Genomic DNA, 12,197 nt, shown 5'->3' on the forward strand with positions numbered 1-12,197 from the left:
CTAACCCCATATTAATATCGAGCAAGAAACTGAGATGTACGCCCGAATTTTCGGGCGCAGATTGACCATTAATAATCAGTCATTAATCGTAATCCCTGCCCCCACCGAGAAAGGCGATACGCTACTGAGTCATTTTTGTCTGACACTGGTAGATTTTAATTCTATTCTGGAAAGGTGTTGCCGCTGAATCCGCATCAGAAAGTTTTCCACATTTAAGCGCTTTTTCATTCACCCAAGCAACCTGCTCTTTTTTCATGGATGACCTGATCGCGTCCGGCAATCTTTTCCAGACATCATTCAGATAAGCGTCCTGGCCCATATAGTCCCTTTTAGCTTTATCCAATTTAGCACTATAATTACTACTAATAATGTCATCTTTCGTTACGGCGAGAACCGTCGTTTGATATAACGCTTTCATAATATTTTCGACACGACTGACAGAAATATCTTTTTTATTATCTGCTAGTTTGACACTATAGGCATAGTCATTCCATACAATGCTGCCTTGATTAAGCGTTCCGCCATTGCTCACCAGCAGGGACAGATAAACCGGATTATCTTTCACGACTTCAAGTGTTTCGGCCGGTAAATTAACGACAATTGTTGCCTTACAGTTCAGTTCACTGCCCGTATTACCTGCGGTTGATACATTGGATGCGTTAATACTGATGCCGTTGAGTTTATCCTGAAATACCTGAAGGTCTTTGCCGTAGAAACGTGCAGCATCTGTAATATAATTACTTTGCAACTGTCCCCCTGCTCCACTCTTAATATAATCCTGCAATGCCTTCACAGCATCTTCTCGTCCACATTTAAAGTCATCACCGCCAAAGAAACCCGCGTGAGCATTTAACGAAATAAATAAAACAGAGGACAATAAAAAACTATTTTTCAACATTTAAAAACACCTTTTTTTATTACAACGCAGGCGAAAGAATGACTTCCCACCTGTTCCATTAAAAAATAATATGTTTACACGCACTAAAAAATACTAAATTCACAAGCGCTCAATATGACTCACCCGGATTGAGGTAGTGTTGTTGTTTAAGATGGCGTATCAACACTCGCCCTTCCGGCATAAACGCGGTGCCAAAGTGCACCAGCCCGAACTCTTTTAGCTCGGCATCAATGCCATATTCCAAATGCCCCGGGGTGGATTGCGGTAGCACCACCACCTTGAGACTTTTCAACCGTGGCTCATATTTCAGCAAGGTGTCAGAGAGCGTGGTCAGCAGTGAATGGGCGGTGCCGGGCATCCCTTGCAGGATTTTGCTCATGTCCGGCAGGCCGTAATCCGGCAGATGACTGAGCGTACCGGCGCGGCAGTTAAGAATACGCTGCATATTGTCGAGCACCGACAGGACGACCTGATTGGTTTCGCTCACCTGATGAAGGTCAAGCTCACCCGCTACGTTGCCGAACAGCATTTCATAGAGAGAAGGCTGGGGCATATTACTTATCCTTCAAGGGTAAAAGTGTCATCCCATGATTATTCAGTTCAATCTGACGAGCCTTATCGGGGTCGAGGTCGTCACGGTTCAACACCACTCGCCAGGTGTTGTTAGCGATATCGGGTGCCAGAAACATAGCTGCAACCGCCACATACTGCGCTTTTTCGTCCAGCGGCATATCAATGGACACCGCAGCCCCCGGACGAATACGGATATCTTTTTCAGCAAGTAAATCGGCTTTAATGGCCTGGCTGTCCTCGGCAAATAAAGAAGGATAATCGGTGCCATCAAACGTTTTGCGGTCCTGTAGCTGATAGATGCGCACCACCGTGGCCAGCGGGGCCCCGGCCGCGTTGTTGTTTACCGCATCCCGCGCCTGTATATCCAGATGCAGTATTTTCACCTGCTTATAAAAAATGGATTTTGTCACGGCGACGGTGCCGTCACTCACTTTCTGGGTCAGTCCACATCCGCTCAGGGTGGATATCAGGACCAGCATCAGTAATGCAAAAGGTGTTTTACCAGCGGTAATCGCCATATTCATCGGTGTCCCTTCGGTGAAGATTTTCCTGAACACGCTGATAGCGGCCCAGATTAATTGTGATCATTTCAGTGTTGGCTGGTGCGGTTGATGCGACGTGCTGTGTCCGCATTACGGCGGTTCTGCCTAACAGAATACCGGTGCTTTTCGGCTGGCAGGAGAGTTGCGCATCAGGCAGTAACGCGCGTAACACCGACAGTTGTAAACGCACATGCAGTCGCGACCCCAGATACACCTGCAATAACGCCATCAAATCCGTGTGTAATTGCCCGCCGGGCAACCACTCGCGGGCTTCATCGGGGTTATCCGTCTTCAATTGCAGTAATACCTGACTGTTAACATCCACCGCGTGACTGCCCATTACCGGGCTGTTACTCATGCTGACGGGGTGACGTGCGCTCAGGGCCAGTGGATTGCGCAAGGGGATACGGCAGCGGTCATGGGCTATCACACGGGCATCGGTTTCCGGTGCCAGCAACTGAACCAGCGCAATAATGCCTTCACTGGTCCGCGTGGGCAGGCGCATCATGCCGATTAGCGCCAGAAAGCGGGATACCGGTGTGGCGATATTCTGTGCACACCCCTCAATACCCAGACCACAGAGGCTCAACAGGTACTTAGACGTTTTATCCATACCGCCGGGAGAAAAGCTGGCCGGATAAGAGTACTTACGCCAGATGCGGTAGTACTGCGTGATCAGTCGGTGATTGAAGATATCCAGAAAGTCGCTGACCGCCTCATACCCCTCCCTGCGCTGGGTAATATCGTCGATATACGCGGTAGGCAGCGGCGACTCCACACCATACAGCCCCATAAAGGTAGTGCGGATGGTCGGCGGCAGGTGTGCATGCGCGGGTATTTCCACCCGTTTAAATTCACTGGCCGGAAACCCCATGCCCGGATGGGGGCGAAAACGCACCGGATCGTGCCTGACCTGCCAATGGCTGCCCAACGGGGGAGCCTCTGGCTGGCTTTGCTCCAGTAACTGACAGAAGCGATAAAACTGGGTATACGGCAATTTATCCCACAGTTGTTCGATTAGCCGGGCAGGCGCTGATTGTGATTCTCTTTCCATCGGATACATTTCCCGGCAGGCTGAACGATAAGGGTGAGCTGATTGAACAAATGGATGTCAGCGTAAAGGGCAAAGAAACGGTTAAGCATCTCGCCGAACAGGTGAATGTCGCCTTCACCGGTAAAACCGTTGCCATCTAACGTCACTTCAATGTCGATACCCCGCAACAGGAAACCCTTTTCAAAACGCTGAGTCTGGTGGTGCTGCACCTGTTGAATGGCATCAAGACGGCGATTATTGAGTTCATCCCCCTGCCAGTTGTACAGCTCCAGCGTCCCACGCAGCACTTGTGCGCTGCTCATCAGGTTGAGATAGCTTGAACCCAGATGGCTCAATACTCGCCACTGGAAGTGATCTTCCGCCGGGGGATAAGACGGCAGCGTCGGTTTGCAAAGATTGCGCACTTTCAGCGGCGTCTGTAACACTGCTTCGCAGCGATCCAACAGTGTGCTTTGCAATGCTTTACGCGGTAGCTGACCATTGGTACCGGTAATTTTCAGCGACACCGCTTCGCGGGTAAACAATCGGTCCGCTTCCCACTGCTGGCCGCCGAGGATCAACCAGGTATCGTGCAGCCCGGTCACCCCCCGTTTCACCCGGGTATGGAAATAGCGTTCCGGTGCATGACGTCGCTGCATTCCGCCGCGATGGCGAAAACTGGTAAAAGGAACATAGGTGGCATCGGATGTTCGCTGCGAACCGGTCACGGCGTCGACGGAGTAAATTTCGGTGTGCCCATCCTGCAAGCGGCGCGGGCGCAGCATATACTCACTTTCCAGTCCATTGATGGTCAGCGGATCCGCTTCCAGCGAGAACAGATTAATCACCGGTACACAATGCAGGTTAAGCGCGTCATTCCTGACCGGCAGATCACTTTGCCACTGGCAATCAAACACCACCTCGATATCAAACCAGGTAATGCCCGCTGGCAGCGTCACGGTTTCCAGCCCGTTCAGATGCACGAACATAAACTTCTCGCGGAAGGTGAAATATTCCAGCAATAGCTGATAGCCGCTAAATGCGCTGTCGCCTTTGGGCCACAGCAGATCGTGGTCTGCAAAGCCACCGGGGGAAAACCAACCATCCAGTTTTATCCGCTCAGCCTGATTGGGCAGCCGCAAATAAAGCGCAGCCTGACGCCGAGTCAGTGCCAGATGTAACGCACTGCTGACCGCCGCCTCTCCCGCCAGATAAAAACACAAGCGACGTAAGTCCACCTGCGACCAGTCAGCTTGCGGGCTACATGCCAGTCGCAGGCGCAGCACCGAACGGCCGTCTGGTTCGGTTGCCATCACCACGGTTGAGACGGCGAGCGGGTTGAGTACCATCTCTCGGGTGGTACGGTACTGGCAGACAGTATTTTTCGGCCCGATGGGGCGGGAATAGATTTCCATACCGATGGGCACGGTTTCGGCCATTTTCATCGCCGGAACATCCGGGGTCAGCGAGACAATGGAGAGCGAAGGAATGGTGCGCAGATAGTGCGGCCACAACATGCTCACCAGCCCTTCGGTAAACTCCGGCAGGTCGTCATCAATCTTTTCGCGCAATCGCCCCATGGAGAAGGCAAAACCTTCAAACAGGCGTTCCACGTAAGGGTCAGGCGTACCAGGCTTATCCAGATCTAACATAGCTGCCCGGTCAGGGTGAGTTTGGGCAAACTCTTTCGCCGCATCACGCAAATAGCGCATTTCGGCGTCGTAATAACGCAGGGTAAGGTCTTTCATCGTTTTCTTTTTATCAGGAGAGGGTTATCGATTAACCACACAGCACCGCAGCCCGTGCCGGGTCGAGGGCAACTAATCCAGCGAGCAGGTTTTCCATCTCGCTATGCAGGCGTGATTTGTCCGACTCTGTCCGGCTGGCTTTCATGCGCAGTAATTTCAGGCGACGGGCTTTCACTTCAAACAGCAACTCCGGCTCCCATTGGGTGAGCGTCATCCGGGCAGCATTCCCCTCCAGTTCACCCAGTAAATGCAGCGCCATGTCATTTTTGCCATACTGCTCGGCGACCCGTGCCATCAGCAGCCGGATCAGCCACTGATGGCGTGGCGTGCGGGCACCTGGACGGTTCTGCAACCAGTTCAGCGCCGCTTCCACACCTTCGCTATCCGCCTGCGCCAGCGCTTCCGGCTCCAGTTGCAAAATATCGTCATCACCCGCCGTGCTGGCAGAGGCGGCAGATTCACTGCCCCAACTTTCGGCGGCCATGACGTGCTGGTTTATCCAGTGCAAGGACACCTCATCAGCAAAAGGCGTACCATCACTGAATGCCAGACCTTCGAGCCCCGGCAAGCGGGTCAGTAGGCCATTCAAATCCTGCTTAATGATGTCAGCCCAGCGTTCGTGCGGCCCACCTGTTTTGATCAGTGCCTGATGGGTATACCACTGGAGATCCAGCCACAAGTGATTGACGCCCTGAGCAAACAGGATGTCAGTTTGCTCGAGCAGCTCCAGCCAGCTTTGTTGCAGATAAAGGCGTTTCAGCAGTGCGCGGTTCTCCAGCTTCGGCGGAGCCAGACGGGTACATCCATCAGCAGCCAGCGGCGGCAGTTCATGCAGTGTGTCCAGACGAATGCTTTTCATCAGATGATGGCCCGACAACCAGCCGTTCGGCTGGTCGCGCAAAAAACCCGCCAGCAGTTTTGCCTGATCGAGCAAATCACGCCCGGAGGTGACGGCCTTCAACGCCGGAGTATTAGGTGCAGCGTGACGAGGGAGACTGCTGTTTTGGGGGATAACGGCATCAGGGCCGCCGGACTGCATTAGCCGGTTTTCCAATGCCGCGTAAAGGGCAGCGAGCTGAGGGCGGGTGGATTCATCCCAACCACCAACACTTTCCTCGGTTAACACCAATGCACCCACAATGCGTTCAAAGTCAGCTTTTGTAACTTCTGGGTACAGTGACAGGCTATCTAGCACCCGGCTACCTGCCAACCATTCCAGTGCCAGTTTGCGGCTGTTGCCACGTTGCGGATGCAGTGCATCACCAAAACGTTGGATCAATCCAGCTAGCAGGGCCAGACCATCCGCTAGCCCGCTTTCGCCATCGATGTGCAGCCGCGCCCAGATATAGTAGGTCGCGATGCGCACATCCTTGCTCACCCCGGTCAACAGCTTCTCTGCCAGTGCACAGACCAAACCGGTGTCTGCGCCGGACAGTTTGTTCACCTCTTCACGCATCTGCTGGAAGTCATCGTCATAACCGGGGTCATCACCCACCGGTGAGTCCGGGGCAATGGGAACCAACCATTTTTCCCAGAGCAAGACCTGCTGCTGTACCGGTTGCGAAAGCGCCTGCGGTTCGGCATGGCAGGCGCTGAGTAAGGTGTGCAACGTAGCCATCAGTATCCCTCTTCTGTTGCGGTATCCGTTTTCTGAGCGCCACCGGTGGCGTCCACGCTGAATATTTGCGTCGGTAAAACAAAATTACGCAGTTTCAGTAACGCCAGCGGACCTTCTCCGGCCTCGGTTCGTAGGGTGTAATTCAGCGGCCTGCCATCTGGCGCTTTCCAAGTAAGATTAAAGCTGCTGTTGACCCCCTGATACGGTGTGACCTGAGCCTTGTCCAGTAAACGGATCCACCCCCAGGCCCCAGAGAGATCAGCAAACTGCCGGGTACCGGCCTGCGTACTTATCCAGCTCAGGCTGGCACCCGGTGCTTCGGTATCATGGGGCCAGGTGAGACGTTTCCACACTGGCAACTGGTTGTAATAGCTGAGCTTCTGGCTGTCGATCACCAGATCAGTTTGCATCACATCTTTAGCGGTTCCGGGGCGCAGTTCAAAGCGGATGCCCGCTTCACCATCGGCAAACACCACATCAGACAAATAACTCAACTGATCTACGGCTTTCAGGAATGCTGGGTTAAATGTCAGCCCCTGAGCATTAATGCTGTCCGGCACCCAATGGCTGCCCTCTTTGTGCAACACGCCATTCAACCGAGTTTGCAGGAAGCGGGCGATACGGCCACTGTCGCTGTTGAGATAACGTGCCAGCAGCGGGAGTGACACTTCACTGCTGGTATCTTTTAAGGGATAACGCCCGCCGAAGGTACTGTTCCAGTCATCGACAATAGATGCCTGCCACTGGGCATTCAGGCTCTGGGCCGCAGGCGTTAATACCTGCTGCCACGCCTGTTCCATCGGCTGGACAAATACCGTCTGGCCAAGTCCACTCCACTCCTGACCGAGGCTGGCGGCAATCAGGCTGCCGTAATCACGGGTTTCGGTCAGATCGACCGCTTTACCCTGAAATACCGTCTGCGCCAGAGTCTGAGTCATGGCCTGAGGATCGGCGGCATTCACCACCTGCTGAAGTTTAAGCCGTACCTGAGTAACGCGGGTCAGGAAGGTTTGTAGGCTGAGCTGGGTATTGCCCTGCCCGCCAGCCTTGCCGTCCATCAGCGCCAGTACCGGACCGAAAGTGGCATCCAGCGGCCCCTGTGCCCCCGCTTGCTGATCAATGGCGGGCTGCCCATCGCGGTTTAACAGATTTTTGGCCGATTTCACCAACGAGTCAGACAACGCCTCACCGGTTTGCCCGGTTTTCCCCTGTACGCTCAGGGTGTTCATTAACGCCACCAGAGGGGACTGACGCACGTCGGCCATCAGGGTGAGCTGGTCGATGGAGTCCGATAGCGTCTGTGCCTGCTGCCAGTGCAGACTGTTGAGAAAATCCAGCCAACGGGTGGAAAAGTCAGCGAAATAGCGCGCCTTCAAACGTGCCTGAAGAGCTTCTGGAGAATCCTGCTGCAACGCGGTATTTTTACTGTCACTCAGCACCCAGTCCATCTCTTCCCGACGCTCACTGGCCACTTTTTCAATCGCCGGTTTTACCGCATCATCCCAGGCTTTACGGGTGAACATGCCTGGCACGACGGCATCGGTGGTAAAGATCCGCTCAGCCTCGGTATCGCCGGTCATATCAGACAGGCGCAGATCAGCATACTGATGCGCCACCTGAGCCAGCATCTTTTGATAGAGCGAAGATTCACTGTTACGCGCCCCCATCTGACGGATCAGCCGGGTCCGCACCTGACTGACCAGACTCTCATCCGGCGTCAGATGCCAGGCCGGGTGCAGGGCAAGATTACGGGCATAAAAATCCAGCAGCGCCGGACCACTGCCCTGCCAGAGACTGTCCGGCACGCCACTGCGCTGCGGCCAGTCGCGCAGCAGTGTTTGACTAAACCATGGCGCATCCATTTTCTCGGGGCGCGCCAGCATCAAATAGAGTTTTAACTGCTCATACGCGGGTTTCACCAGCGTGTCGCGCAGCGGAGAATCCGGTGGCAGTTGCGCCATGGTGCTGAGTTGTTTTTCAAGGTGACGAGCGGCAGCATCGCGCAGCAGAGGGGTGGCGCTGGCCCAATAATGTGGCCAGAGTACGGCCAGCAAAGCATCATTCTGGCTCAGACCAAACCGGCTGTACCACGGTGCGCCCTGTTGCTGGCGATACTGCAATCTGCCTAATGTGTGTTGCAGATCCAGCTGCGCTTGCAGACGCGCCGGAAGAGGCTGCTGCACGTTAGCCGCCCGTTTGACCTGAGATTCACTGGCATTAATCGTGTCGCGGTTGACCAGAAATGACATCACCATACCCGCGCCCCACACCACCATGATGCCCGCCATCGCCATCGCCAGCGTTTTACGCCAGGCAAATCCGAGCTTTTTCGCCGCTAAGCCTGCGGGCAATGACGGCAGTGAATCAATCAGCACATCCCAGCGGTTATCCTTGCCCCAGTGGTGTTTCACGCTGCGCTTTGCATTGATCGACGCCGGGCTGAATATCACCCCCGCCAACGGTGAAGGTCGATAGGGATTCAGCAGCGTAGCAAGGGGGCCAGCGACAGAGTCCGGCTGACGCGCTAACTGATCCGCCAGTTGCAATAAAAATGGGTGCTGGGTGTTGCTGCTAATCTGTTGCGTACCCTGCTCAATCAGCGACGGCACCAACCCGGCAAGCAGTGTACTCAGTTCGCCAGCGTTACACCCTACTGGCAACAAACAGCCGACGGATTGCGTGATGCGGTCAGCCCCGTCATCGGCATGCAGTGACCAGACATACAGCGGCAGCCGCCAGCCGAGCAGCTCAAAACGTGCCGCGAACGCCTGCGCCACGCTGTCCATCATATCGGCGGTGAGGGTTGTTTTAGATTCTTTCAGACCCAGCGCAGTGCGTTGAGCTAAAGCTGAGGTCACCCAAACCACGCCATCCAGCGGACGTCCGCGTAATTTACGCAAGGCACTCAGCCAGGCGCTATCGGCCTGCGCCCCCAGATCGCCGCCCCACAACAGCACGGTGCCACGGTCTTCCTGCCAGTATTGCGACGTCAGGCCGGGGGTGAGTTGTTCAACATCAGCCGCACTACCGGTGAGTAGCAGGATGCGCACTTTGTGGGGCCAGAAGCGGCCGTAGGTATGGTGTAGGGCTTGTTGTAATTCAGCGACCGTGACATGACGGGGCGGTGTTTGGAGCAGTCGTTCTTCACTGCCCGGCAGAATATTTTGCTGCTTCTCTTCTTTTCTGTGCATTAATTGGCGTACTAAACAGAGAACGGCGGGGCCAAAACGTAGCGCCATACCCAGCAAACAGACCAACAGGAATACCACGACTTTTTTGTTGGTCGTATCGAGCCCTATCATTTCACCCTGGTGCCAGATAGCCCAGCCAATGAGACTCAGTGCCGCCAGCAGTAGCACTGTCAGTCCTCCAACACGCCAGATACTACTTAACACGCTCATCCCCACTCCCTGATGTGATGGTATAGACAAAATTTTCTGCTCCTGTTGTGGATAACCCTAACCATGATTGCTTCCCGATACCGACCAAGTCAGCCCCCAGAGCAAGGGTAAACCACGGGGAAAAAGGCCCCTGGATACCGCAATATGTTTCGATAGTCTGAATATCTTCGGCCTGCCAGACCGTACCCAGCGCGCTGCCGATTTGGATAAGCGTGGCGGATGATGCCGTCCATTTTTGGTGGTCACCAACAATACTGGCGGTCAGGCGCGCCTGCGTCTGAGTGGTCAGAAACAATGTCAGCTCTTCTGCAAGATTGCTCACATCCAGCGCCATAGGGCGCAGCAACCGAACGGAATGAGGTATTGCATATTTTTGTGCCACATCGTCACTGGTGAACAGTAATGCTGCCAACCCGTCGGAATAACACTCTCCCCCCTGCAGTTGCATAACCAGAACCAGCTGGAGGGTGGATTCAGGCTGTTTAAGTCGCTCATCAAGGGTATGGAAGGATAAATGGTCCGTGATATTCAACGATGAGGGAGCAGAAAGTTCAGGGGATCTTTCCTGCCAGCAGCCAGCAAACAGAGCGTATAAATCCTGCCGGATTGCTTCCGGTTCATCGCTTAATAGTGTGACCTGAAGTAATAATTCCTGAGGAAGAGCCAGAAGTGCATTTTCGATTCCATTCAGTAACACGTTAATTGCCGTCAGAGATAGCTGTGTGTCTTCTGCCAAATAATCAATACGGCGCACCAGACCCTGTTGTTGCGTCAGCCCCAGGGCATTTTGTTGTAACAAAGCCGCTGAGATATGGTCAGGCAGCAGCAAACAACTTGCTGACACAGCCAGATAACGTTCCGCCCAGTCTGTCCACTGCTGCTGCGCGTGCCTGGCCTCATGTTGTAAGAACTGAAAGTGTTCCAGTTCACGTCCGTAGAGGTAGCCGCGCAGGCTGAAAACCAGTATCCAGAACACCAGTGGCGTCAAAGCAAGCAGCCAGATATTGATTGAATTCAACACACTCAGTGAGCCGGATGCATGTAAAATAAACAGCAACACACTCGCGATAACTGCCAGCACCGCGCCGAGCAACCAGCTCGCAGACGAAGGCGGTGTAGGCTGCTCAGTCGTAAAGGGGTTTTGACGTTCCCAGCCCATGATTTATCCTATTGCACAATCCGATGCGCTGGAGATGACCTGACAACCGCACTGACAATGGCAGCCATCCACCACGACTGCTTTACCGTCTGAAGACCATTCAGACGAACCTTCCACGATGGGGTTAGTGCCATGCCCGATGACCGGGCAACTGACTTCATCGCCAATCAGTGCGACTTTTTTGCCATTAACAACCATGGTCGAGGAGGCAGAAATAACAGAACCACCGTGGGTGGTTTTATCGCCGAGTAATACGAAACCTTTGGGCATGAGAATCCTTGTTTTATAAAATCTATCGCGAGGATATTAACGTTTTACAATCAGAGGTTATTATTTATTTACCACACAACGGAAATTATACTTAGGAAATATCCCACTATCTTTATTATCAGGATCAGGTTTCGAAAACTGCCGGTATACCGTTTGGTTTGTGAACTCTCCACCACCAGTTTGATAACCTCGAATTACCTTATACACACCATTATCGGGACCTTGAGGATTTATTTCAGGAGAATTATTATAATAGCTATCATCATACCAGTCACTGATCCAGTCTACGCCATTACCTGCCATATGAAACAAACCAAGTGGAGTAGGAGGAAATTTTCCGATAGGATAACTAAAACCAGAATCTACTAACATTTCTGATTTTTGAACGCTGTTGGCTAAATTACTTCCTGGCTCATATTTTCCATTATTCGTTGCGAAAATAACATATCCCCCTCTATTCCGTGCAGCATATTCCCATTGCGATTCAGTCGGAAGATCTATTTTTTTATTTGATTGCTCTCCTAACCACAAACAATATTCCCTTGCCTGTTGCCAGTTAACTATCGCTGGCATATTTTTATCTCGAACGTTAGGAAAATACTTTAACCACGATGTCAAAGGAGAAATTGTGTGTTTTTTTTGCTTAAGATAGAATATTCATCATACTCTTTGAATGTTACTTTATATTTTCCCATTGAAAAGTCGCTGAGCGTAACTTTATGAAGTTCTTTATCATCGTCATTTCCAGTGAGTGGTGACTTTTCTCCAATTAAAGGACCAAAGTCCCCCATCATAAAACTGCCACCTTTAATGTCGACCATATTATTCAGAGACTGCTGGACTAAAGAATCTTCCGCCTGATACCTGCTGGTCTTTTCTTCATGTTTTTGATCACACCCGCTAATAAGCAGAAGAAAATATAGTGTTGTATATATATTATTCACATTCAACTTCC

General features: G+C 52.7%; 11 protein-coding genes. All 11 read right to left on the bottom strand.

Annotation, left to right across the window (positions count from 1 at the left end; all coding sequences use genetic code 11):
• Positions 1-121: 121 nt before the first annotated feature.
• The gene (locus V1952_RS15415) at positions 122-898 is read right to left on the bottom strand and encodes a DUF1311 domain-containing protein (RefSeq protein ID WP_420075050.1); all 777 of its coding nucleotides are present in this window, start codon (positions 896-898) and stop codon (positions 122-124) included.
• 109 nt (positions 899-1,007) lie between these two features.
• Positions 1,008-1,451 carry a type VI secretion system baseplate subunit TssE gene (tssE, locus tag V1952_RS15420; RefSeq protein ID WP_420075051.1) on the bottom strand — a complete coding sequence of 148 codons (444 nt, stop codon included), beginning with the start codon at positions 1,449-1,451 and terminating at the stop codon, positions 1,008-1,010.
• 1 nt (position 1,452) lies between these two features.
• Entirely contained in the window at positions 1,453-1,989 is a 537-nt protein-coding gene (gene tssJ, locus V1952_RS15425; RefSeq protein ID WP_420075060.1) for a type VI secretion system lipoprotein TssJ, read from the bottom strand.
• On the bottom strand, positions 1,970-3,076 hold the full coding sequence (gene tssG, locus V1952_RS15430; protein WP_420075052.1) for a type VI secretion system baseplate subunit TssG: 1,107 nt from the start codon (positions 3,074-3,076) through the stop codon (positions 1,970-1,972). Before tssG ends, tssJ begins: the two co-directional genes overlap by 20 nt.
• Positions 3,031-4,794 (bottom strand): type VI secretion system baseplate subunit TssF, encoded by a 1,764-nt coding sequence (gene tssF, locus V1952_RS15435; protein ID WP_420075053.1) that lies wholly within the window; start codon positions 4,792-4,794, stop codon positions 3,031-3,033. The genes tssG and tssF overlap by 46 nt, the downstream gene beginning before the upstream one ends.
• 31 nt (positions 4,795-4,825) lie before the next feature.
• The gene (tssA, locus tag V1952_RS15440; protein ID WP_420075054.1) at positions 4,826-6,412 is read right to left on the bottom strand and encodes a type VI secretion system protein TssA; all 1,587 of its coding nucleotides are present in this window, start codon (positions 6,410-6,412) and stop codon (positions 4,826-4,828) included.
• The gene (locus V1952_RS15445; RefSeq protein WP_420075055.1) at positions 6,412-9,813 is read right to left on the bottom strand and encodes an ImcF-related family protein; all 3,402 of its coding nucleotides are present in this window, start codon (positions 9,811-9,813) and stop codon (positions 6,412-6,414) included. Before V1952_RS15445 ends, tssA begins: the two co-directional genes overlap by 1 nt.
• On the bottom strand, positions 9,797-10,972 hold the full coding sequence (locus V1952_RS15450) for a type VI secretion protein (RefSeq protein ID WP_420075056.1): 1,176 nt from the start codon (positions 10,970-10,972) through the stop codon (positions 9,797-9,799). Before V1952_RS15450 ends, V1952_RS15445 begins: the two co-directional genes overlap by 17 nt.
• 3 nt (positions 10,973-10,975) lie before the next feature.
• Positions 10,976-11,242 (bottom strand): PAAR domain-containing protein, encoded by a 267-nt coding sequence (locus tag V1952_RS15455; RefSeq protein ID WP_420075057.1) that lies wholly within the window; start codon positions 11,240-11,242, stop codon positions 10,976-10,978.
• Positions 11,243-11,302: 60 nt separating this feature from the next.
• A complete protein-coding gene (locus V1952_RS15460) occupies positions 11,303-11,815 on the bottom strand; it encodes a formylglycine-generating enzyme family protein (RefSeq protein WP_420075058.1) in 513 nt (170 codons plus the stop codon).
• Positions 11,816-11,856: 41 nt separating this feature from the next.
• The coding region (locus tag V1952_RS15465) for an SUMF1/EgtB/PvdO family nonheme iron enzyme (protein WP_420075059.1) at positions 11,857-12,197 on the bottom strand (341 nt) is incomplete at its 5' end.

It is taken from the genome of Yersinia sp. 2542 StPb PI (assembly GCF_048593855.1).
GTDB classification, from domain to species: Bacteria; Pseudomonadota; Gammaproteobacteria; order Enterobacterales; family Enterobacteriaceae; genus Yersinia; species Yersinia enterocolitica_E.